Raw genomic sequence first — 24,342 nt, forward strand, 5'->3', positions numbered from 1 at the left:
CCTCTTTCAAAATCAGACAAAACGGCGGAATTAAGAGAAAAAAGTAGAATTTCACAATACTTATCAGTGGGGTCAATTTCACTATTTCTCCCAAACAGTCTCGCGATCCAGTAGTTTAATGATTAATTTGTAAGAAGTTAGCTGTGGAGTGCTAATGTTAAATTTTATTACAGTTCTAATAGTACTCCATCCGTTAATTAACTTCGTAGAGTAGAATCATTTTTTAGCATACAATTCGTACAACGATACATACCACAAAGCCATGAAAAAAGTACTCATCATTCTCGCATCACTCATTGGGTTGATCTTATTGGCAGCCGTTCTGGTGCCAATTATTTTTAAAGACGATATCCAGGCAGCTATAGATAAAGAGCTGGACAAAGCACTTAATGCCAAAGTATACTATGATACAGACGCATTCAGCGTGTCATTATTCAAGAGTTTTCCAGACATTTCTGTTACCGTTGGTGACTTTGGAATTGTAGGGGTTGAGCCATTTGAGGCGGATACCTTGGTGGACGTGACAGAGTTTAGTTTAACACTTGACATCATGTCGGTAATCAACGGAGAGCAAATTGAAATTGTGGATGTATCCTTGATCGAACCATCGATCAATGTCATTGTCCTAGAGGATGGTACTGCCAATTATGATATTGCGAAACCATCTGAAGAAACAGAAGAGGAAGAAACAGGAGAAAGTGCTCCACTTTCTATCAAAATACAAGGTTGGGAAATTGTAGATGCAAATGTGATTTACATGGATGCTGCTACACCGATGCTGGCTGCAATTGGAGGACTTAACCATTCCGGTTCTGGAGACTTTTCTCAGGATGTATTTGATATGGTAACAAAAACTACCGTTGATGCGATGACTTTTAGCTACGACGGAGTAGACTATATCTACAAAAAGTCTTTAAATGCTGACATTACTATGGCCATGGATTTGGCCAATATGAAATTCACATTCAAGGAGAACCAAGTAAGCTTGAGCAATTTCGGTTTTGGCTTTGATGGCTATGTGAGTATGCCAGGTGAGGATATCGACATGGATATCACTTATGCTGGTAAAGAAATTAACCTGATCAGTATTCTATCATTAATACCGGGCACGTACCAGGAATATTTGGATGGTGTTACCGCTTCAGGAACTGTTGGATTTGATGGCTATGTGAGAGGATCAGTAACAGAAACGGAATTGCCTGCTGTGTTGGCTAACTTCTCAATTGATGGCGGAAATATCGTTTATGCTGATTACCCAATTCCAATGGAGCAGATAGATGTGAAGGCTACTTTCAATATGCCTTCTGCTGACTTGACAGAAACTTCCTTTTTAATGGACAAATTCCACATGCTGTTGGATGGAGAAGAAGTAACAGCTTATTTAGATTTTAAAGATTTAGAAGATTACTACTGGGATTTCCGTATGAACGGGAATCTTGATCTAGAGAAAATTACCCAAATTGTTAAACTAGAGGAAACGACACTTAGAGGACACATCAATGCGCAGTTAGAAACCAAAGGTCGCATGTCTGACCTGGAAGCTGAACGATATATGGAGTTGCCAACTACAGGTAGCATGGAGATTACAGACTTGTATTATCAGGGAGTTGATTTACCGCAGGGTTTTGGAATATCAAATACCAAAATGACTTTAGATCCTAAGGATATCACCCTGGCTAACTTCAAAGGAAATGCTGGTAGAACAGATCTTTACATGGATGGAAAAATTTCCAACTACCTGGCGTATGCGCTAAATGACAGTGCCATGTTGTATGGAAACTTGAATTTCAGTTCGTCATTGGTAGATGTAAACGAATGGATGACTGAAGAAACAGAGGAGGAAACTCCTGAAGATACTTCGGCATTGGAGATCATTCGTATTCCAGAAAATATTGACTTTGTATTAGCTTCTAATATCGAAACAATCATTTATGACGATCTGGAGTTGAAAAATTTCAATGGTAAATTGATTATTCGTGATGGTGCCATTACTATGGAAAAAGTTGGATTCAACTTGCTAGATGGTCAGTTTGAAATGAACGGAGCATATGAATCGGCACTTTCGTTGGCAAAACCACTTTATGATTTTGACTTCAGTATCAAAGGAATGTCGATAGCTTCTGCATTCAAGTCTTTTACTACCATTCAGGAGTTGGTACCAGTTGCTGAGAAAATGACTGGTAAATTCTCTACAGATTTCAAACTTGGCGGTTCTATTGGAGAAGGTATGATGCCTGTCTATGAAGACATGCAGGGAGCTGGTCTGGTTGCCATAGCGAATGCGGCACTTCAAGATGTGAAGTTACTTACTGCAATCTCTAACGTAAGTAAGCTGAATCAAGATGATGGCGAGGTGACTTTGAAAGATGTGTTACTACAAACTGAGATCAGAGATGGTAGAATTTGGGTAGAGCCATTTGATATCAAACTGGCTGGTAAAAAAGCCACTGTGGGAGGAAGTACTGGAGTGGATGGAACTTTGGATTATGCCATGGCCATGGATGTACCTTCAGGTCAGGTTGGTGAAGCGTTGAATAGTGCAATTTCTTCTTTTGCTGGAATGAGTAATGTAGTTGGTAAAGATATTACGCTTAACCTGGGCATAGCAGGTACGTATGATGAGCCTAAAGTGAAATTGTTGAGTGCATCTCCAGGTGGAGAAGGAGGAGGCGTAAAGGCTGCTCTGGAGCAACAAGCAAAAGCTAAAATCAACGAAAAGAAAGAAGAGGTTACGAAAAAGGTTGAAGCTGCTAAGGACTCAGCAACGGCCGTGGTGACTCAAAAAGTAGATTCTGCAAAAGCGGAAGTGAAGGAAAAAGTAGAAGAGGCTAAGGAAGAAGCCAAAGAAGAGCTGAAAGATGAAGCTAAAGACAAACTTAAGAGTGTCTTCAAGAAAAAAGGCGGTGGAAAATAATTAATAACTAACCTTACCCCTCCTTCATATGGAGGGGCTGGTTGGTTGAATATTGACAATTAGATGCCTCGATGATTCGAAAGACTTGTCCAATATATCTTTAGTCTCTCCGAATTCGGGGGAATGACGGATCGAATAATAGAATGAAATATCTATCCATACTCCTTTTGTTTCTGATAGCGTGTGCATCTCCTAAAACAGATCAAGCGCCTTTGTATGATTATGATGTAGAGCAGCGTTTGACTGAGCTCGGAATTGAATTGCAAGTGCCAGGGGCTCCTTTGGCTAATTATGTCAATGCTGTCAGAACTGGAAACCTAGTGTTTATGGCTGGAAAAGGTCCTAGACTTCCAGAAGGCGGCAACGTCACTGGGAAAGTAGGAGATAGCCTATCAATAGAACAAGGCTATGAAGCAGCGCGTCTTTCAGGAATTGCTCAATTAGCAGCACTCAAAGCTGAGATTGGCGACTTGAACAATGTGGTAAGAATCGTAAAAGTAACCGGGATGGTCAATGCCACAGCTGACTTTACTAGTCATCCAGAAGTAATCAATGGCTATTCTGATCTGATGGTCGAAGTTTTCGGCGATAGAGGTAAGCACGCCCGTGCTGCCGTTGGGATGGCTTCACTTCCTCGTGACATTGCTGTTGAGATAGAGATGGTAGTGGAAGTTGCACCGAAATAGGAATAGAACTCACCCCCAGCCCCTCTCTTATTAAGAGAGGGGGAGTAAGTGATTAAAATATTTTGTTCTGTATAAGCTTTGGGGAGAGTTGGTGATCTTAGAACTTAAACGTATACACAATGTTCGGAATCATTGGGAGCTGGTAGCTCTTCTCGATTTCTTCAGTTGGTTGTAAGTAATATTCTCTGACCAATGCCTGATTACCAGTGACGTTATTGGCATCCAACTTCAATTCTCTAGTAGTATTACCTTTGTTTCTTCGAATACCAACTGACAGATTCAGGAAAAACACATCTTCACCTTGTCTTCCCAGCATGTTAGTTTCATCATATATCTCGGTTCCTGCTTCCTGGCTAGCGACCAAATCAATCGGAGTATAGCGGCCGCCACCGAGTAGCGCTAATTTAGCATTCACAAACATCACGCGATTCTTGTCAGGTTGGCCAATAGCAAATTCTTTACCACCAATGAAATTGACAATGTAGTTGCCATTGAATGCCGTTGATCGCTCGATACCATCTTTAGCCGTGTAAAGTGATTCATAAAGTGAAACAGTACTCATGTAGTATAAACCATTGTGGAAAAACCGCTCATAGGTCAGTTCCAAGCCATAGTTTTTTCCTTTTCCATCATTCACTAAAGGCATAGCTCCATAGGCATCAGACTCGTTGAGTAAGGCAAAGCTACTATTCGGGTCATTTTCTACTAACAGTTGGTACAAATGCTGATAGTATGCTTCCACCTTGATGTGTGATTGTGGACTTAATTGATAATCATATCCCAATATAAAATGAGCTGCTTTTGCTGGTTTCAGATTTTTGTTGGGTTGCCAAATGGTTCCATTGTCTTGTGGAATTCTCGCCAGATAAGTAGAGACCGTGCTGAGTTTGCTATGAATACCAACTCCAGCGTTGAAGGAACTTCTCGGAGTAGCCTTCCATCTGATGGCTGCTCTTGGCTCTATGGAGATGGATTCGTTTAGGTTGAAATACAAGGAATGCAAGCCGGAGGTTAATGTCCAATTGTCATTCATGCGGTATTTCCAGGATACAAATCCCTGAACCGTCTCTGTGCTACCTTTATCTTTCAGCACCTCTTCCAATTGATCCGTATCATAATTGAAGATTTTACCTTGAGCATCATATCCGAGTCTGGATAAGATCACACCAGTTTCCATTTTATGCTGCGCATTGAACTTGTAGTTGTAAGTTGACTGTAAGCGAATAGTATTTTTAGAAATAGCGATGTTTTCTTCTTCATAGAATTCATCATTGTCATTCACATATTCATCAATGGATTCCAATTGAGTCCCACTGTAGGAAAGTGTGGTTTTTAGGAAAGCTTTTTCATTGAAGAATCGAACATGTGAAGCTCCAATGACACCAAGCTTACTACCAAATACTCCACGATAAGCCGGATCGCCATTTTCATGATCTTCCTCACCAGAAATACTACTTATGCCACCTAGACCAAAAATATTCAGATGATTGTCTTTGTTCAGAGGCAAATTGATATTGAGGGCAGCATCCTGATATTTTGGAATTCCACCAAAATCTATGATTCCCAAATCTGAAATTAGCTGCAAGGAACTATAGCGATAATTGACAATGTAGGATCCGTTGTATCCTTTTTTGAAAGGGCCTTCCGCTGTGAAATCTATCCCCAGCGTACTTGCTGATGCGGTATATTCCCTGGTTTGGTTGTTTCCTTTTTTGTACTTCATATCAAATACTCCAGACAGAGCGTTTCCATACTCCGGAGCAAAAGCACCCGTCATAAAGTCGGAGTTGGCAAGCATGTTACTGTTCAGCGCATTGATAGGTCCACCAGTGGATCCTTCGTTGGCAAAGTGATTTGGGTTTGGAATTTCAACTCCTTCCAATCTCCAAAGAATGCCTTTTGGTGAGTTTCCTCGCACTACAATGTCGTTGTTGCCTTCGGCGTTGCTGTTCACACCAGCAAAGGATGCGACCAATCGAGCTGGGTCATTGAAGGAGCCGGCATATCGCTGGGTTTCTTCAACCGAAAATGTTCTGGCACTTACTAAAGCCATTTCGTTAATCACTTCAGACTTGTCTTTCTGGGCAGTAACTACTACTTCTTGTAGTTTTTCAATGGATTCGGACATTTCTACAGAGAGAATGACCTCTTTAGCAGCTGTTACAAGTACGTTCGGAATGACTTTTTGCTCATAGCCTACAGACTGCACCAGAAGGTCCACACGACCATATGGAACATCTGCGAGTCGGAAGCTTCCTTCCAAATCGGTGGAGGAGCCAATCAAAGGATCATGATTGATGACCTGAATGGTAGCTCCAATCAATGGACTTTTCGAGTCCGTGTCTAGAATGGTTCCTCGGATTACCTGAGTTTGTGCAAAGGCCATTGAAACCAATAATGTGTTCAGTAAAAAAATGGTTAGTCGTTTCATTAGAGTTAGTTTTTAAGACGTTTTCGCCTTTAGGAAAACCAACTCGGGATTTACCCCCACTTGATTTTATTTTTTATTCAGTTTTCCGCTATTTTCAAGCTTTGATACCATAAATATTAACTATGCAAAGTGTAAGTGAGATGTCAAAAGAGGAGCTTTTGACCTATTGTGCAAAATTGAAAATTAATGGATCCAGTTTTCGTGAACTCTCAGCGATGTTCGAGCAGCACAATATTGATCCTGAATACCGCAGGTTTGTTATTAGGAGTTTAGATACTCTTGACAAAAAGCAAATAGAAATAAAAGACAAAAAGGAACGTACTAACCACTTAACTGGATCAATAATGAGCTTGATTATTGGTATAGCCATCTTCATTTTTGGAGTTGTTCTTTATCGCATAACAACGAGTTCAGGAGTCATTTTTATTTTCAATATAGTGCCAATTGCAGTAGGAGGTTTTATGACGCTAAGAGGAGTAATCGGACTAATAAAATCTCAAATTGATGGATAGAAATTTAGAAGACAGATTTGGAAAATTTCTTATTAAAGGGATGAGAGAGGAGCCTTTAGAGATGTATGAGAGCATCAAAAAAAATGCTCTTAACGGAAAAGCAAATAAATTTCTTCATCCAGATCTTGTTCAACGGGCAAACGATCTTGATTCATTAGTTCAATCACTGAATGTGACACAATTAGAACAACTTGATCGGCTAATTAAAGTGATTGTCGATAACGCAGCATTTTCTACTTTGCGTGAATTTCAAGAAGCATTGGATGAGTGTGATGGTACAGAGAAAATAGATTTAAGAATTGAGGGACAAAAAGTGACGGAGTTAGATCTTTTATCTGGATCACTATTCGGTGAATATTTACTCTGGGTTGAAAAGTTTAGCAATTTTGGAGAGGCTGAGTTTTAGCAAATCAGAACCTCACCGTCAACTCATAGCCTAGCCATGCTTTGGTCAGCACTCCTCCTGATGTAGCAGTATGGAAAGCATGTGTACCAAATCGATCCGCAAAGCCTACGTCTTCTGTCGCGCTAGGATTGAATAGGTAATAGTGGACCACAGGTCCTCCAATAACATGCAAATGATTGGCAAATTGATATCCAAAACGAACTTTTAATCGGATGTCTTGATTCAGTCCATCAATGAAGTGGTCGATTGATTGAAGCGTGTGAGAAGTTGCTTCTATATCCCAGCTTCCTTTGGATTTAATTTTATGACTAGACCCAAGGCCCATTCCATAATCCCATAGGTTGCCAGAGTGCGGATTGATACCTGCTTGAAGGATCGTATAAAATCCGTAAACACCTGATCTGAAACTGAGATTGTATGGAGTCACATCATTGGCACTCACTTCAAAATGATGAATTCCGTTTCTAGATAAATTAACGACACCAATCATTGCTCCTAATTCTACAGAATCAGCAATATTCAGTACACCAATTTGTACGCCTTTCAGCTTCTTCGTGTAATTCAGTAAGCCACTAGCTTGTACACCTTCAAGAGTCCCAGAGTTCCAATTGATGGCTCCTGCTAGTTGGTTTCCTTTAGCATTGATGGAAGAGTTAATGGCTCCAGCCAGTTGCCAACCAATCAAATCTCCACTATGATTGGAAAATCCGCCCATTTGTAATCCTTTCACCCATCCGATAGTCACATTGGACAAACCAGCCATTTGTACTCCATCTGTGTAGTCACCGTTAATATTTAACGCACCGGACATTTGCACACCTTCTACATACGAGCGTTCCATATTCAAGAAACCACCTATTTCTACTCCCTCAAGTGCATGGCTGTAACCCGCAATCAGATTGATGGAAAACTTGTTGGTAAACTTACCCGAAAGAAAGCCATTGGTACTTGCTCCTGGGGTCAATGCAAAGTGCATCCACTTGCGTTCTGTAAGGTTCACGTTTTTGGTGTGAGTCTGCACAGCGGATCCGTTAAAGACATTAAAGACTTTTTCCTTAACCATGCTCTCGGCTTCAGACGCTTTCTTCTTCAATTTGATTGTCCAGTTCGCATTTCGTTTTACCTGTATGATGGTGTCTGCGTAGTTGGCTTTACTGATAGCAATAAAGGCAATGTCATCAGGGAGCGAAACATCTATGGAGTAATCTCCAGAAGCATTGGTTAATACCGGTTTCAAGGTGTGGATTTCATAAACCGAAACATCTTCTAGTTTCATGTTGGTCCCTTCTTCCAGTATTTCACCTTTTATGGTGATAAAGTCCTTTGATGGAGCTGGTTTGGCTGTTGCTTTTTTAGGTAGCAATATGACGTAGCTTCCACGGATTTTGTAATCGTAGTTGGAAGCAAAGACTTGATTTACAGCTTTTTCAAGAGGTTGATCTTGTATAGATGCAGTTAGTTTTTCTGGTTGTAGAATATCCGGATTATAGGCAAAACGATAACCTGATGCTTCCGAGAACTGATGGATTGCTTCAGCAACAGGTACATTCTCCAGCTCCAAACTGACCTGGGCATGAAGACCAATAGAACTAAGACAGAAAAAAATGATAATTAGTCGTCGCATCCCTCTCCTGAAAGTATATAACCTTCATTGGTTTGTTCTACGGTTAATCCTTGTGAAAGGCTGATAATTTCTAAGATTTCATCAATTGATTGATCTTCAAAAGTCGCTTGAAGTTTGCAATTAAGAATAGCTTCATTCTTTACATTGATCCTTACCTGATAGGTAGACTCCAGGTCTTCCAGAACATTGGACATATCCGATCCGGCGAAAATCAATTTTTTAGAGAACCAATATTGCTCAGTGCCAGAAGTGGAGTTGTTGGCAGTGGTCAGTTCCTTTTCATCAAGATTGACCGTTACCTGCTCACCTGCTGATAATATCTCGGTGCCAAAAGCAGATTTCACTTCTACACGGCCAGTGGAGACTGCTACATTCACAGATTTTTCCGATTCCTTGATGTTAAAGCTGGTTCCTAATACGGTGACTGTAACCTCACCAACTTGTACTACGAAGGGTTTTTCTTCATTTCTCGCTACATCAAAAAATGCTTCTCCAGATAAGCTTACTTTTCTAGCAGCAGTATTGAAGTTCTTTTGATAGACCAATGTACTTCCTTCATTGACCGTCACTTTAGTACTGTCAGATAATGAAACTTTGGTGATGGATTCGGCTACCAGCTGGACATCATTATCTTCCTGAATCATCATCAGAACTGCACTTACTGCCAATAGTACAACGGCAGCAACTTTCCATGCATTCCAGAACGATCTACTTGGTACTGTTTGCTCGTGTGCTTTTTTCTTGGCTAAGACGTTGGCAAATGCTTTGTTGGTATCTACTTCAGCAGGTTCTATTCGAACGGAACCTACATCTTGCCAGATCGCTCGAAGCAACTCAAGTTCTTCCTGATTTTCAGCACTTTCATTTGCCCAATTATTGATTTGAGTCAATTCATCCTGTGTACTCTCTCCGGCGAAGTATCGTGAAAAAGCTTCTGAAGATGGTTTATATGTGTTGTTTGACTCCATTTATTATCTGACAACTAATTCAAAATTTACCCCCATACAGCCACAACCATAAAATCAATGGAAGGTAATCTCCCAGCTCATTTCTTAGAATTTTAAGGGCTTTTCCCATCTGGTTTTCTACAGTCTTCAGGGACAGGTTCAGCTCTTCCGCTATTTCTTTGTAGCGCTTTCCCTCAAACCGATTCAACTCAAATATCTCACGGCATTTTTCCGGAATTTTATCCAACGCTTTTTCCAGTCTACCAACCAGTTCATCATATTCCAGCTCATTTGCTGTTTGGGACAATGGACTTTCGTATTGATTGGCATAAGCCATTTCAATTTTCTGATGCTTCAAGAAATTGAGGCAAGCATTACGTGTCGCTGTGAATAAGTAGGATTTGGCGGAAGTGGAGATGGTAATCGTTTCTGCCTTAATCCACACATTGGTGAAAACATCCTGAACCAACTCCTCTGCCTGATCTTTATCTTTCAGATAGTTCATAGCAAAGCCAACCATCACCGGATAGTGTAAGTTGAAAAATGCTTCAAACTCTTTTTCGTCAGAAGGTATTGAGCGGATTAGGCTTGTGGTCACCGGATTGAAAAAATGTTAATACTCCCAGATATCTGTCAGTTTGTAAGGAGATCCATGCGAAGTATGTTCTTCTCCTTTGAAATAACGGAATTTTGGCAATATTATCAAACTTCTGAGATCTTCACGGTCTAGTTTTAAATCTGCAGCCTCAAAATTCTCTTTTAAACGGTCTGATTTGGTCGATCTAGGGATAACAGCCATCTTTCTTGTCAAACCATAAGCCAGACAAGCCTGGGCATCAGTTATTCCGTGCTTCATCGCAATAGCTGAAATAGCAGGCTCTGTGAGCAGTTCAGGATCGTTTGCTTTTCGGTAATCTTCCGATCGGCCAGGCGAACCAAGAGGTGCATAGCCAATCATTTTGATTTTATTGAGCTTACAGAAATCGTATAGTGTCTGCTGAGGCAAATAAGGATGCCACTCACACTGATTGACTTCTGGAGGATCCATGCATTCTTCCAGCAGCAATTGAAGTTTGCTGATATTGAAATTGCTAACACCAATATGTTTAGTCAATTCTGCTGCCATGCAATCCTCCATCCCTGTCCAGGTATCTTCAATGGGAGCCTCTTCTTCTGCGAGGTATTCTTCCTCATTCTGAGCCCAATCAATTCCGCGCTCAACAGCTACTGGCCAATGAATTAAATATAAGTCAAAGTAGTCGAGACCCATGTTTGCCAATGACCTTTCACATGCTGGTTCCACATCGTTGTAGCGATGATCAGAGTTCCATAGTTTGGAGGTTATCCAAAGCTCTTCACGGGTTACATCACCATCGTCGATGGCGTCATTGATTGCTTGACCCACTTCAGCTTCATTTTTATAAATAGGAGAACAATCAATATGTCGATAACCGATTTTGATGGCTTCTCTAACAACATAATATGCCTTACTTGCTGGGATCCCTGATGTTCCCAAACCGATCATTGGCATTTCATCTCCGTTGCTGAATTTCAGAAATTTCAAATTATTCTTGTCTAGTTGCGTTTAACCAAATTTAATCAAGAATTTATCAGATGATAGTATTCATCTACGGGATTGCTTGAAAAATCGATTAGCTAGTCTTTCACGCGTTTTAAGTGGAATATTTCGGTAGTCACCGTGCCTTCATCCTTCATATCCAGGTGAATTTCCAACTCATCGTCATTAACTAGCTCATAAGTGAGGCCTTTAAGTGTAAATTTATTTGCCGTAGACTCAATCATGCTAAAGTCGACAAACTCCTCTTTATCTTCCCAGGCTGTAAAATCACCACTGAAATGACGGAGTTTTAGACCTGTTTCATTGAGTATCCAGAATTCATAAAATTGCACCTTGCCCGTTGCGTCGAAATAGCGAAACATTCCAATCATATCGCCATTACTATCTGGTTCTGACCATATTTCTTCAAAAGTGCCACCAAATCCTGGTCCAGTCCATCGACCTGTGATCCAGCTGAAGTCATGTTCTTGTGCGGTAGTAGCAAATGATACTAGCAGGAGGAGAGGTAGTAATAGTTTTTTCATCGTAAAAAGTGTTTAGTACACTCTCATGACGTGTGGAAGTCTGGAAAGTGGACAATGAAAATAAACTATTTTCTGAGCTTATTGAAGCTGTTGTGCTACGATTTTTAGACCTTCTTCAAAGGAAGTTGGTTGGAAGCCTAGTTTTTCTTTAGCCTTCTCAATCACAAATCCTGTTTTTGGTGGTCGTTTGCCTGGTTGAGAGAAAGTGCTTGCGTCTACTTCAGTGATCAAGGAAGCATTTAGCCCATAGGATTCTGCCACTTTAAGTGCCATCTCGTAAGGAGTCATCATCCCTTCTCCTGAAATATGGAAGATACCCTCATGTTTTCCTTTTGCAACCAAATAGCAGCCTTTGGCCAAATCCTCAGCGAGGGTTGGAGTACGCCACTGATCGTTCACCACTTTGATTGGCTCTCCTGCCTCCAGGGATTTTTTCACCCAAAGGACCAGATTAGATCTACTAGCGTTCAATGAGGTACCATAAACGAGTACAGTTCTTACGATTGCGTAGCTGATGCCACTTTGGTGCAATAATTTTTCAGCGGCCAGTTTAGATTCGCCATAAACACTGATTGGCTTAGGCATATCGCGCTCAGTGTAGGGACCTTCTTTTCCATCAAAAACAAAGTCAGTAGAAACGTACACAAAGTGCGCATTGCATGACTTGGCAATTTCGATCAGGTTTTGAGTAGTGTCAACATTGTTTTCCCAACACAATTCCTGATTTTGCTCGCATTCATCCACTTGAGTCATAGCCGCACAGTGTATGATTACATCTGGATCGCAGATTTCTATGAAAACCTTGATCCCGTCCATATTTCTAAGATCGGCCGATAAATAAGTATAGCCACCCTCAGGGTTGCGATTGACTCCCCTGGCAGTGGCTATAAGTTCTATTCCTTTTTCGTCACGAAGAATTGCAACTAGTTTTTGACCTAAAAGTCCGTTGGCGCCAGTTACAAGTATCTTCATTTACGTAGTATTAATCTTCTGCTGGATACTCGTATCCGTAATTTTTAGTGATTTCTTTTTTCGGAACCATTTCTAGTTCCACTGACATGTAAGTAGGTTTTACTGGACGATCACCAGGACCAACTTTGACATCTGCTAATTTATCAATAATGTCTAAACCTTCAACCACTCTTCCGAAAACGGTGTATTCTTTATCCAAATGTGGTGCTCCCGCGATTTTGGTATAAGTTTCTACCATTCTAGGATCCACTTCTTTGTTAAGGTTGACACTCAATTCTTGCTCTACGTAGCCTTTGCACTCAAGCGCTAGCTCGTTCATGCCGGCATAGTTGCCTTGTTGCTGTAGATCCATGAATAGTTGCTTCAAGCTATCGTATTCAGGATTTTGCAACATCATGCTAATTGACTGATTCAACTTCATTTGGTCAGTGGTCAATTCTGCTTCTGAGAATACTCTTCCGTCAACAATATAGAATTGTGAGCTAGAAGACATTTTCTCAGGGTTAACCTGATCTCCCTGACGAGCCGCTGCCAAAGCACCTTTAGTATGTTGGAATTTTTCGTTGATTTCAGCAGGAATTCTTGCTCCTTCTGGTTCGCGAGTATCATCCTTGGCATAAATGTCACCACCTTGTACCATAAAGTCCTTGATGATTCGGTGCCACTGTGTACTATCGTATTTGCCTTCTTTCGCCAGAGCGATGAAGTTCTTTTTGTGTAATGGTGTCTCATCATACAAGATGGCTTTCATATCGCCAAACTCTGTGTGGATGATCACTAAATAATCTTTGTTTTTGTCACAGGCTGATAAAACTACTGTGAAAACTATCGCTAAAAGAAATAATCTCTTCATTGGTTCGCTTTAATTTGGGCTCAAATATACAAGATCAAAATATTAAAAAAACGCTCAGTTAAAGCTCTTTTCGAATATCTGCCAGTACCTTATCTCCACCAGCTTCCAATATTTCTTTTGCCAACTGCTTTCCTAATTTTACAGGGTCCGCGTCAGATAATGTTTTCACAATTCGAGTAGAACCGTCCAAACTCACAATTCCACCTTCGATGCTAACCTGATTGCCTGTATTTGTTGCTAATGCGAAAACCGGGATGCTACATCCGCCTTCTAATTCAGCTAAATACGCACGCTCTGCTAACAATCGCTTTTCCGTCTCTGGATCATTGATTACCTGGCGAATGGCATCTCTTTTTTCTTGACTGATGTTCACATGAGATTCGATCGCCACGCTTCCTTGACCAACTGCAGGTATAAATTCTTCCGTAGTAAGCTCATGCTTGATCATCTCATCATACCCCATACGATGAACGCCTGCATATGCCAAAACCAATCCGTGACACAAACCATCCCGCATTTTTGCAATTCTGGTTTGTAAGTTGCCTCGAACATCTACGGTTTTGATGTTTGGATAGAAATGCTTGAACAGTGCCACGCGGCGAGTAGAAGAGGTTCCCAAAACAAGGTTGGGATCATTCATATCAATTGATTGATCTGAGACAATCACGTCATTGATTTTTTCACGCTCAGTGAATGCAATGATTTCAAAACCTTCAGGAAGTCTTGATTGCATGTCTTTGGCACTGTGGACCGCAATATCTACAGCTCCAGAGGCTAATTGCTCTTCCAGTTCTTCAGTGAAAACGCCCTTACTTCCAATCTTGGCAATCGATACATCCAGTACTTTGTCACCTTTGGTTTCCTTCAAAACCAATTCTGTTTCGTATCCAGCATTTTGCAGCTTTTCAGCTACATATTCTGCTTGCCATAGAGCCAATTTGCTCTGGCGAGTTCCTATTCTAATCTTATCCACTATGCGTTTCTCTTAGCCCCTCTTCTTTTTTGATAATTCAGCTCCACATATTCGATGATCTTGCCAGCAATGTCACTTTCGGTTGCTTTTTCGATGCCTTCAAGTCCTGGTGAGCTGTTTACTTCCAAAATCAACGGCCCTCTGTCAGATTGCAGCATGTCAACACCAGCGACACTAAGTCCCATTGTTTCTGCAGCCTTTACGGCAGCAGCTTTTTCTGATCTTTTCAATTTGATCAGCTCTGCAGTGCCACCTCTGTGAAGGTTAGATCTAAATTCTCCTTCTTTTCCAGTTCGTTTCATGGCACCAACTACTTCTCCGTTTACTACAAAGGCACGAATGTCGGAAGCTTTGGCTTCTTTGATGAATTCCTGAACAAGGATTCTGGCTTTCAGACCATGGAAGGCTTCTATTACTGATTTAGCAGCTTTGATGGTTTCAGCCAATACAACTCCTAGTCCTTGGGTTCCTTCAAGTAATTTGATAATCAAAGGTGCACCACCCATGTTTTGGACAATCTGCTTTTCCTCCTTGGAGTAGTTGGTAAATGCTGTTTTTGGCAAGCCTAATCCAGCGGCAGCAAGCATCTGCATGCTTCTTAGTTTGTCTCGGGACCTGGTGATGGCGATAGAGCGGTTGGCGCTGAATACGTCCATCATCTCAAATTGGCGCAATACAGCAGTTCCATAAAAGGTAACGGAAGCACCAATACGAGGAATCACCGCGTCAAATCCTTCGAGTTTTTCTCCTTTGTAATACATGGTTAAGGCATTTTGCTCAATCATAATATCACACTGAAGATGATCTATTACATACACCTCGTGTCCACGGAACTGGGCCGCTTCTACAAGTCGTCTTGTGGAATACAAATCTGATCTACGAGACAGTATGGCTAATTTCATTTCTTATATTTTCGTTTGGGGATGTTCAATATATGTAAAATACGCTTGTCCACTGGTTGTTACTAAGTGAACTTATGATGATGTCTTTTTCAAATCGTGTGACAGGTTTTTCTTGGATACATCAACCAGAAACCGATCTTTCAACAATTTTCTACCCAGTAAAATGGGATTTTTCATTTGTGATCGATCTGAAAGTGAAAACTCCGCAAGGTATGACTTGCCGAATAAGACAATATGCGTTTTGATAATGTACCGCTTTTGGGCTTCGCCATTCGAACTCTTGATAGACTTTTGGTAATACTCACGAGTTTGAAATTTCTTCACCAACGACTTGCCATCAACTTTCGTAGGCAACTGAAAACTTAGCACTCCATCAGTAACCATTATCTTTTTACAATGGATGGATGAAGTATAAGCTCCGGTATCTATTTTGGCATTGGTTTCTAAAATGCCCAGGTCGGGAAGGTCTACTTTATCTGTTCTGCCAATTGTTTTCTTGGTTTTCATGACCGAAGAAATTTACTGCATTGCAGTGAAAGGTTCATAAATGTGATTCTAGGACTGGCATTTCTCGCCAAATGGCCCAGGCATTCACTAATGCTCATGTAGATTTTTTCCAGGGCAGGCAAACTGGCAAATCCACCAAATTTTTGAATGAATTCACCTTCAGCTCCTTCTCTGTTGACCAATTCATTGTTGTCTGCCTTACTAAGGATGGCATCTCTAATTAAGGCAATAGAAAACTCCAACTGGTTTCGTTGCTGTGGCTTGGAACTTCTCACGAAATCTTCTGTCACATTGAGCAAACCAGAATAATCGCCTTTCAGGCACATCTGCATCCAGTTTCGAAATGCTTCGTAAGCCATTTTATCGGCATGCTCCAATTCGTAGATGGCTTTACCCATACTGCCGTTGGACAATCGTGCTACTTTCTCCGCTGTGGTTTGATCGATACCTTTATTTTCAACAAGGTAATCTTTAATTACTTCCTCCTTGAATGGAGTCACGTTGAATATTTGCGTTCTGGATTTGATAGTAGCCAGTAGATTATCATAAGCATAACTCACCAGCAAATAGATAGTTTGTGTTGGTGGTTCTTCCAGTACTTTCAGAATACCATTGGCAGCTGCCGGGTGCATGAACTCTGGATACCAGATAATCAATATTTTAAAATCCCCTTCGAAAGACTTCATACTCACCGTGCGGATAATGTTACGGCTATCTTCTCTGGAGATTAATACATTCTTGTTTTCATAGCCATTGTAAGCGACCCAGTCATTGATGTCACTGTAAGGCTTTTCTGCAGCAAATGTTCGCCATTTTTTTAGCGTTTCTGTTTGCAGCTTGTCATAGTCTGAGCTCTTGCTAGCTGATGGTTTCGGATAGATGAAGTGCACATCTGGATGAATCAGCTTGGCCATTTTTTGACAATTGGCACATTCTCCGCAGGAGTCCTGATCTTGTTTGTTTTCACAAAGCAGATAGGTAGCAAAAGAAATAGCTACGGGCAATCCACCGCCGCCCAAAGCACTATTGAAAAGCTGTGCGTGAGCAATGTGGTTGTTCTTGTAAGAAGCTACAAGAGACTTTTTTAAATCATCTAATCCCGGAATTTCGGCAAACTGCATACTTAATCTTTATTTTCCCAGACTCTGTATTGGGAAGAAGCTTCAAAGATATGATTTAGGATGTCTTTATCTTCCTGGCTGAGGTCTAAATTTCTTCTTTTCATCACAATATCCGCCGTGATAAAGGCCTTTCGCGGATGGTGTGTTGCAAATCCTTCTGAACCTCCCCACGCAAATGATGGTATGATGGTTCTTGGAAAGCCATTGCCATAGATATTCGAAGCTACGCCCACAGTTGTTCCAGTATTGAAAATGGTGCCTATGGCTGTTTTGCTGTGATCTCCCATAATTAACCCACAGAATTGTAATCCAGTGTGCGCAAAACTCCCAGACTTGAAGTCCCACATTCTTACAGGGTCGTAATTGTTCTTCAGGTTAGAATTGTTGGTAGCTGCACCAAGGTTACACCATTCTCCTAACACGGAGTTGCCAAGGAATCCATCATGACCTTTGTTGCTATAGCCCCAGAAAATACTGTTGGATATTTCACCACCTACTTTACAGTACGGGCCGGTAGATGTATCTCCTCGCAGTTTGGTACCCATGGCCACAATAGAGTGTTCGCCCATCGCAAACGGTCCTCTGATCAATGCACCTTCCTGAATCTCACAATCTTTACCAATGTATATAGGGCCATTTTCGGCATTCAATACTGCAGCTTTGATGGAGACTCCTTCTTCTAAAAAGATATTTTCAGCACCGTAAACTATAGTGTGCGGATCTTCAATCGCAGCAGATTTTCGTCCGGTGGTGATTAACTTATAGTCGTTTCGAATTTCCTGACCATTTAATCGGAATAGGTCCCAGGTGAATGAGATTTCGGAAATTTCTTCAGAAAACTCAGTTGACGAATATGCTTCCGGGCTTTCTAATGGGTTTTTGGATCCTTTGGCAACGAGTATTTTGTTCTCTTTGGTGATCGCATCACCTGATGACAGTTTATGAATCTTGTCAATTAGCTGTGGGTTGGGTAGGATTCCATCTACAATCCACAAGGTCTCTTGATTAGCTTCTGTAAATGGAAACTTTCCTTGGAGATACCCCTGAGTAGCGTATCCGAAGGATTTGATCGCTAAATGCTTAGCCCATTTCTCATCTATCGTAAGGATTCCAACACGCAAATTGGCGACAGGACGCGTGTAGGTGAGAGGTAGGAGTTGTAAATGGGCGTCTGAAGATTCAGCAAAAAGGATGTTCATAGGGTAAAATTAATCGCTTTCGACTGGACTAGTAAGTACAAACAAAAAAAGTCTTCAAGCAATGCCTGAAGACTTGTAAACTCATGTATTTGAAAACAATTACTTGTTCTTTTTGTACTTCTTGTTGAATTTCTCCACTCTACCAGCAGTATCCAAGAAGATATTCTTACCAGTGTAGAATGGGTGAGAAGCAGAGCTAACCTCTATCTTGATCAATGGATATTCGTTACCATCTTCCCACTTGATAGTTTCGTCACTAGACATTGTTGAGCGAGTCTTGAATTTAAAGTCGCCTGTAGTGTCGAAAAATATAACGTCTTTGTATTCCGGATGAATGTCCTTTTTCATAATTTCCTCGATGCTTTTCTTAAAAAGGAATACAAAGATAGAGTAAATTATGTGATAATCAAAAGCACCTTTTTTAATATTTTTACTTCGTGAGATTTACTTTAATAATAATACTCGCTCTGACGATCAGTAAGTTAGCAGCACAATCGACTGATATTCCGCTAAATAGCTGGGCATATCCAGTTCTGGATGAATGGGATGTAAAAGGAGAAAACAACGTTTTTTCTACCGTAAAGCCAGTTAGTAGGGCCTATTTTTCGGAAATATCCAACGGAGTTGATTGGAAATTGAGCAAGTCTGATCAAGCGGATCTCCAGTTTATTGTTCTGGAAACAAGAGAACATCAGGATTCTGTACCTGCAGCACAAAAGGGATTATTTAATGCTCTTTATAAATATGAGTCTGATTTTTTCGCTTATTCAAATGATGAAATTGACCTTCATGTAAACCCTGTTTGGCTCATTGAGGCTGGAAAAGACACTGAAGGAAGGCTCGATGAAACCTTATATCAGAACTATCGAGGCCTGGAGTTGAGAGGAACTGTTGACAATAGAGTCAGTTTTTATACACTCATATCAGAAAACCAGGCAAGATACGCAGATTATATAAAGGATATGACCGACTCTACTCTTGCCGTGCCATATGAAGGGTTTTGGAAACAGTACGGAGGAACAGGCGTCGACTTTTTGCGTGCTCAAGGCTATGTAGACATCAATGCAACCAAACACATCGGAGTGCAATTGGGCTATGGGAAACATTTTATAGGTGACGGCAAACGCTCATTGATACTTTCTGATATAGGTAATAATTACCCTTACCTGCGATTGAACACCAAAGTTTGGAAGATTCAATACACCAATATTTTTGCGCAACTCATCGCTCAAACTTATGGTGGAGATTTTGGTCTTTTAGGAACAGGAGCATTTCCTAAAAAGTATATGGCCAATCACCATTTGTCCGTACAGGTTTCAAATAACCTAACTATTGGATTGTTTGAGTCCTTTATTCAAGGGGATAGTACAAACAATACCAATCTAGGAATGCTCAATCCGCTCATATTTTTCAAAGCCATTGAGCAGCAAGATGGAAGTGGAGGTAACACGATTGTCGGCCTGGATTTCAAATGGAATCTATGGAAACGAGTTTCTCTTTATGGTCAGCTCGCAATTGATGAGTTAGTTGTTGGGGAGTTGCTGGACAATACTGGCTGGTGGGGTAATAAGCAGGGTTTCCAACTAGGTGGTAAATATTTTGATGCGTTTGGCTTAAAAAACCTGGACTTACAATTAGAGCTCAACCGTGTGAGACCGTATTTGTATGCGCATGAAAGTTATTACACCAATTACAGTCATTACAATATGGCGCTGGCGCATCCTCTTGGCGCAAACTTTAGAGAAATTCTTTCCAGCGTGAGTTATCAACCTATTCCTAGACTGAAGTTGAAAGCAGACTTGTTGTTGGCCAAATACGGCAATGACATCAATGGCTTGAGTTATGGACGTGATATCATGGAACCATATTTACCAGATAATCGTCCTGGAGACTATGGCAATGACATGTTCCAGGGAGAAACGATTGATTTGACGATGGTTCAGCTCAATGCGCAGTACATGCTGTATCATAATTTGATTCTGAACGGGACCATGATTTATCGAGATGAATCTTCAGTTACCGGATTATCAAAAGCTACGCAGATGTTGACCTTTGGAGTTTATTGGAATTTCCCAGTTAGAAGCTACTTGTTTTAATGAACTTACTTTGGCGCATAGCAAAGTATGCCCGACCGGTTGATAAAATTCTACCGCTGTATCTCGTTTTGATACTCGGGGCGACTATTTTCAGTGTTATTAACCTGTCTGCTCTTATTCCTTTACTGCAAGTATTGTTTGATCAGGTTCAAGAGCCTGCACAGCAGGAGGGAATAATTGCTTCTATTAAAAATCAATTTTATCAGCAACTCCATACTTATATAAGCGAGGAAGGAAAAGTTGCCGCACTCTATTTCATCTGTGTATTGGTAGCTGTTTCCGTACTGATGGCCAATGTCTTTCGCTACGCGTCTCAGTTGATTTTGGCGAAAGTCCGTGTCCGAACCATTAAAAACTTACGTCAGGAAGCTTTCGAGCAAGTTCTTCGATTTGATATTGATTATTTCCATGAGCAGCACAAAGGTGATTTTGTTTCCAGACTCACAGTAGACGTACAGGATGTAGAACAGTCAATTGTCAGTGCGATGAAAGCGCTTATCAAAGAGCCCTTTTTATTGATTGGGTATTTAGTGGCTCTTTTCGTGATATCCGCAGAGTTAACTTTATACACCCTTGTACTTATTCCAGCCGCAGGCTTTGGAGTGTCCATTGTGGCCAGGAAAATCAGAAAATGGTCTCGTAGATCTCAGGAATCTGTTGGTAAGTTGGGTGGATTACTGGAGGAGGCCTTTACAGGTATTCGCGCCATCAAAGCCATGAATGCGCAGGACTGGGTAAAGGGTCGATTTGAAAAAAACCTGAAAGCCTACGCGAGAGAAACCTATCAAATTGCCTCCAAGTCGAATTTATCATCTCCGATCAGTGAAGTTGTAGGTGTAATCGTTTTAGTGATTACACTGATCCTTGGAGGAAAGATGGTTTTGATTGATCAATCCATGGATGCTGCCACGTTTATCGGATTTCTGGTAATCTTTTCTCAACTGCTTAATCCAGCCAAAGCCATTTCCGTAGCCAGTTCACAGATCAATAAAGGCCTCGCCTCTGCAAGTAGAATCTTCGAACTGTTGGATCAGCAACAAGAAACACCAGTGGGTCATTTGACTCCTGTTTATCAACAAAGCATCCAGTTTAATGAGTGTAGTTTCTCCTTTGGAGACCATTTGGTATTGGATCAAATGAGTTTTCAGATAAATCATGGAGAAGTGATCGCTTTGGTTGGGACTTCTGGATCGGGAAAATCAACCATAGCAGATCTGCTTTGTGGTTTCTATCAACCTAAATCAGGTGCAATTCTGTTAGATGGGGTTGCATTAAATGAATTAGATCAACATCTATGGAGGTCACACATCGCGTTTGTATCTCAGGAATCGGTCATGTTCGACGACTCCATTCGTAACAACATTTTGTTTGGAATGGAGGGTGTGAGTGAGGAGAAGTTGCAGGAAGTAATTGATCAATCCTACGTGGCAGAGTTTGTGAATCAACTGCCAGCTGGTTTAGAAACTGCTGTCGGATCAAATGGAGCCAGACTGTCTGGTGGTCAAAAGCAGCGGATTGCTATTGCCAGAGCGATGTTGAGAAATCCAGAATTATTAATTCTCGATGAAGCTACATCGGCGTTGGATGCTCAATCTGAACACATGGTACAGAAAGCATTGGCTCAATTGATGAAAGATAGGACCACATTGATAATTGCACATCGCCACAGATCGATCCAACATGCTGACCGTATTTTAGTTATTAACCATGGGCAAATCGAGGAGTCTGGAAATCATGAAGAGCTGGTTCGCAAGAACGGTTTATATGCCGAACTGACCCAGTTGCAGGCTTTTTGACGCATTCAGTCGATAAGATTGGTTGCCTCGGGGAGTTTTACCTAACTTTTCGCCAAGATTCAAAATAAAAGATGAGAAAGTTCAAGCTATTCTTCTACCCAATCTATTTGATTGCAGCATTTTTAGTTCTCTACTATAGTGTGGACATAATGAGTAATATGGAAAGCTATAAAGAGAAGATAGATATGACTTTTGCGCTCCGCAAGCTTCCAGTATATACGATGAGCGCTTTCATCATATTGAGCGTGTTGATGATTGTGGAGCTGGCAGCAGAAAACTTCCAAATTATTTCTCTGAAACGTCGAGTAAAAAAGGCCGAAGAAGAAGTATTAAAATATAAGGCCAAACTCTACGACAAGTCTCAAGGAGAAGATGATGAGGAGGACGATGACGAAGAAGAGGATGATGAAAGACCTCAGTTGCCTCAATTCGATCTTGGAGATGATGATGACGAGGATGACAAGTAATTGTCAAATTTGAGCTCATCTTTTACGGTTAACTAAATATCTTACTTTTTATTCCAGTCAACGATTCGTCAACAATTGAATGACATTTTTTGATCACTTTTATCTTATAAAAAGTAACGAAATATGTCGTTTTTCTTCTCTGTATTAATCGTATGTAACATAATCTTCCTGCTGCGGTCAGCCGCCAAGTGGAGACATTCTACCAGATAATCTTGCTGGAATCGAGTATTCCTGCAGGAACCTGCACATTTTATTTGCACAGTTATTTGAGAAAATGGTAATTTAGAAACCATGCTGGCAAAGAGTTTTGGAAGTGCGGTTTATGGTGTCAACGCCTACACCATCACCATTGAGGTAAATGTTGGACAAGGAACGAAGTTCTTTATGGTTGGTCTACCAGACTCGGCTGTTAAAGAAAGTGAGCAGCGTGTGGAGTCTGCCCTCAAGTTTTACGAGTACCGTATGCCACGACAAAAGGTGGTCATCAATCTTGCGCCTGCAGATATCAAAAAGGAAGGGTCTGCATACGACCTTCCAATTGCCTTAAGCATTCTACACGCATCCGAGCAAGCAGATTTTCCGGAGCTGGATAAGTACATAATTATGGGTGAGTTGTCGCTTGATGGAATTCTTCGTCCCATAAAAGGGGCTTTGCCAATAGCCATTGAGGCACGAAAGCAAGGATTTAAAGGCTTCATTCTTCCTAAGGAGAACGCCATAGAAGCGGCGATCGTAGATAATTTGGAAATCTACGGAGTGGAAAACATTAAAGAGGCCATTGAGCATCTGGATGGTACCAACCCATTAGAGAAAGTAACCTTTGATACACGTGATAACTTCTTCCACGATATCGATCAATTTGAATCTGACTTTGCGGATGTACAAGGTCAGGAAAATATCAAGCGAGCCATGGAAATTGCTGCCGCTGGTGGTCATAACGTGATCATGATTGGCCCTCCCGGAGCTGGTAAAACGATGTTGGCGAAAAGATTAAGCTCCATCTTACCACCGCTAAGTCTCCATGAGGCATTAGAAACCACTAAAATTCACTCCGTGGCCGGAAAGCTAGGTCAAAATGGAAAACTGATAGCACAAAGGCCCTATAGGAGCCCACACCACACTATTTCGGACGTTGCTCTGGTTGGAGGAGGAGGCATTCCACAGCCAGGAGAAATTTCTCTTGCCAACAATGGTGTCTTGTTTTTGGATGAACTGCCAGAATTTAAGCGCACGGTGCTGGAAGTGATGCGTCAACCGCTAGAGGAACGACGAGTAACGATTTCCAGAGCAAAAGTGAGCATTGATTATCCGGCCAACTTCATGTTGGTGGCTAGTATGAACCCTTGCCCTTGTGGATACTACAATCACCCGGAGAAAGAATGTGTTTGCGGGCCTGGTGTCGTACAGAGATATTTGAATAAAGTAAGTGGGCCGCTTCTAGATCGAATAGATCTGCATGTGGAAGTAACTCCTGTGTCTTTTGATGAGATGACTGCCAATAGAAAAGCGGAATCTAGTCTGGAAATCAGAGATCGGGTGATCAAAGCACGTGAAATACAGAAAGAACGATTTAAAGAAACACCCGAGATCTTTAACAACGCCATGATGGGTTCTCAAGCCACAAAGGAGCTTTGTAAGATAAATGAAGCTGGGAAAGCATTGCTGAAAACAGCCATGGAAAGATTAGGGCTTTCAGCTAGGGCATATGACCGGATCTTGAAAGTGTCCAGAACCATTGCTGATCTGGCTGGAAGTGATGATATCCGCATTGAACATCTGGCAGAAGCCATTCAATACCGCAGTTTGGATAGAGAGGGCTGGGCGGGGTAGTTA

At 41.2% G+C, this 24,342-nt stretch carries 22 protein-coding genes; 8 read left to right on the plus strand and 14 right to left on the minus strand.

Going from position 1 to position 24,342, the window contains the following annotated elements; genetic code table 11:
* Positions 1-262: 262 nt before the first annotated feature.
* Complete coding sequence (locus NXS00_RS15710) at positions 263-2,914, plus strand: AsmA family protein (protein ID WP_258100191.1); 2,652 nt, start codon at positions 263-265, stop codon at positions 2,912-2,914.
* Between the two features lie 143 nt (positions 2,915-3,057).
* Entirely contained in the window at positions 3,058-3,600 is a 543-nt protein-coding gene (locus NXS00_RS15715) for a RidA family protein (RefSeq protein WP_258100192.1), read from the plus strand.
* Positions 3,601-3,697: 97 nt separating this feature from the next.
* On the opposite strand, the gene NXS00_RS15720 is transcribed toward NXS00_RS15715, so the two are convergent.
* Positions 3,698-6,031, minus strand: coding sequence for a TonB-dependent receptor (locus NXS00_RS15720; protein ID WP_258100193.1), 2,334 nt, complete (start codon positions 6,029-6,031; stop codon positions 3,698-3,700).
* 122 nt (positions 6,032-6,153) lie between these two features.
* Between NXS00_RS15720 and NXS00_RS15725 the strand changes: the two genes are divergently transcribed.
* Complete coding sequence (locus NXS00_RS15725; RefSeq protein ID WP_258100194.1) at positions 6,154-6,543, plus strand: hypothetical protein; 390 nt, start codon at positions 6,154-6,156, stop codon at positions 6,541-6,543.
* A complete protein-coding gene (locus NXS00_RS15730) occupies positions 6,536-6,949 on the plus strand; it encodes a hypothetical protein (RefSeq protein WP_258100195.1) in 414 nt (137 codons plus the stop codon). Before NXS00_RS15725 ends, NXS00_RS15730 begins: the two co-directional genes overlap by 8 nt.
* 4 nt (positions 6,950-6,953) lie before the next feature.
* On the opposite strand, the gene NXS00_RS15735 is transcribed toward NXS00_RS15730, so the two are convergent.
* The 13 genes from NXS00_RS15735 to NXS00_RS15795 form a co-directional block, all read right to left on the minus strand.
* Positions 6,954-8,573 (minus strand): hypothetical protein, encoded by a 1,620-nt coding sequence (locus NXS00_RS15735; RefSeq protein ID WP_258100196.1) that lies wholly within the window; start codon positions 8,571-8,573, stop codon positions 6,954-6,956.
* Entirely contained in the window at positions 8,561-9,541 is a 981-nt protein-coding gene (locus NXS00_RS15740) for a FecR family protein (protein ID WP_258100197.1), read from the minus strand. The genes NXS00_RS15735 and NXS00_RS15740 overlap by 13 nt, the downstream gene beginning before the upstream one ends.
* Before the next feature lie 19 nt (positions 9,542-9,560).
* Positions 9,561-10,118: an RNA polymerase sigma-70 factor gene (locus tag NXS00_RS15745; protein ID WP_258100198.1), complete on the minus strand. Its 558-nt coding sequence runs from the start codon at positions 10,116-10,118 to the stop codon at positions 9,561-9,563.
* 15 nt (positions 10,119-10,133) lie between these two features.
* Entirely contained in the window at positions 10,134-11,084 is a 951-nt protein-coding gene (locus tag NXS00_RS15750) for an aldo/keto reductase (RefSeq protein ID WP_258100199.1), read from the minus strand.
* A gap of 92 nt (positions 11,085-11,176) precedes the next feature.
* The gene (locus NXS00_RS15755; RefSeq protein ID WP_258100200.1) at positions 11,177-11,623 is read right to left on the minus strand and encodes a DUF6265 family protein; all 447 of its coding nucleotides are present in this window, start codon (positions 11,621-11,623) and stop codon (positions 11,177-11,179) included.
* A 78-nt stretch (positions 11,624-11,701) separates the two neighbouring features.
* Positions 11,702-12,595, minus strand: coding sequence for an SDR family oxidoreductase (locus NXS00_RS15760; RefSeq protein ID WP_258100201.1), 894 nt, complete (start codon positions 12,593-12,595; stop codon positions 11,702-11,704).
* 10 nt (positions 12,596-12,605) lie between these two features.
* Entirely contained in the window at positions 12,606-13,448 is an 843-nt protein-coding gene (locus NXS00_RS15765; RefSeq protein ID WP_258100202.1) for a peptidylprolyl isomerase, read from the minus strand.
* A 58-nt stretch (positions 13,449-13,506) separates the two neighbouring features.
* A complete protein-coding gene (gene hemC, locus NXS00_RS15770) occupies positions 13,507-14,421 on the minus strand; it encodes a hydroxymethylbilane synthase (RefSeq protein ID WP_258100203.1) in 915 nt (304 codons plus the stop codon).
* Positions 14,421-15,323, minus strand: a complete 903-nt coding sequence (gene rimK, locus NXS00_RS15775) for a 30S ribosomal protein S6--L-glutamate ligase (RefSeq protein WP_258100204.1) — start codon at positions 15,321-15,323, stop codon at positions 14,421-14,423. Before rimK ends, hemC begins: the two co-directional genes overlap by 1 nt.
* 72 nt (positions 15,324-15,395) lie before the next feature.
* A complete protein-coding gene (locus NXS00_RS15780; protein ID WP_258100205.1) occupies positions 15,396-15,830 on the minus strand; it encodes an ATP-dependent zinc protease family protein in 435 nt (144 codons plus the stop codon).
* Positions 15,827-16,951 carry a DNA polymerase III subunit gene (locus tag NXS00_RS15785; RefSeq protein WP_258100206.1) on the minus strand — a complete coding sequence of 375 codons (1,125 nt, stop codon included), beginning with the start codon at positions 16,949-16,951 and terminating at the stop codon, positions 15,827-15,829. The genes NXS00_RS15780 and NXS00_RS15785 overlap by 4 nt, the downstream gene beginning before the upstream one ends.
* Before the next feature lie 2 nt (positions 16,952-16,953).
* Positions 16,954-18,150: a GlmU family protein gene (locus NXS00_RS15790; RefSeq protein WP_258100207.1), complete on the minus strand. Its 1,197-nt coding sequence runs from the start codon at positions 18,148-18,150 to the stop codon at positions 16,954-16,956.
* Positions 18,151-18,249: 99 nt separating this feature from the next.
* Positions 18,250-18,498 (minus strand): type B 50S ribosomal protein L31, encoded by a 249-nt coding sequence (locus tag NXS00_RS15795; RefSeq protein WP_258100208.1) that lies wholly within the window; start codon positions 18,496-18,498, stop codon positions 18,250-18,252.
* Between the two features lie 89 nt (positions 18,499-18,587).
* Between NXS00_RS15795 and NXS00_RS15800 the strand changes: the two genes are divergently transcribed.
* The 4 genes from NXS00_RS15800 to NXS00_RS15815 all read left to right on the plus strand — a co-directional run bounded on the left by NXS00_RS15800 (position 18,588) and on the right by NXS00_RS15815 (position 24,339).
* The gene (locus tag NXS00_RS15800) at positions 18,588-20,246 is read left to right on the plus strand and encodes a capsule assembly Wzi family protein (protein ID WP_258100209.1); all 1,659 of its coding nucleotides are present in this window, start codon (positions 18,588-18,590) and stop codon (positions 20,244-20,246) included.
* Entirely contained in the window at positions 20,246-22,042 is a 1,797-nt protein-coding gene (locus tag NXS00_RS15805; RefSeq protein WP_258100210.1) for an ABC transporter ATP-binding protein, read from the plus strand. The genes NXS00_RS15800 and NXS00_RS15805 overlap by 1 nt, the downstream gene beginning before the upstream one ends.
* Before the next feature lie 71 nt (positions 22,043-22,113).
* Positions 22,114-22,509 (plus strand): hypothetical protein, encoded by a 396-nt coding sequence (locus tag NXS00_RS15810; RefSeq protein ID WP_258100211.1) that lies wholly within the window; start codon positions 22,114-22,116, stop codon positions 22,507-22,509.
* A 291-nt stretch (positions 22,510-22,800) separates the two neighbouring features.
* Complete coding sequence (locus tag NXS00_RS15815; protein ID WP_258100212.1) at positions 22,801-24,339, plus strand: YifB family Mg chelatase-like AAA ATPase; 1,539 nt, start codon at positions 22,801-22,803, stop codon at positions 24,337-24,339.
* The last annotated feature ends 3 nt before the right edge of the window (positions 24,340-24,342 follow it).

This window comes from Marinoscillum pacificum, from assembly GCF_024714495.1.
GTDB lineage: Bacteria > Bacteroidota > Bacteroidia > Cytophagales > Cyclobacteriaceae > Marinoscillum > Marinoscillum pacificum.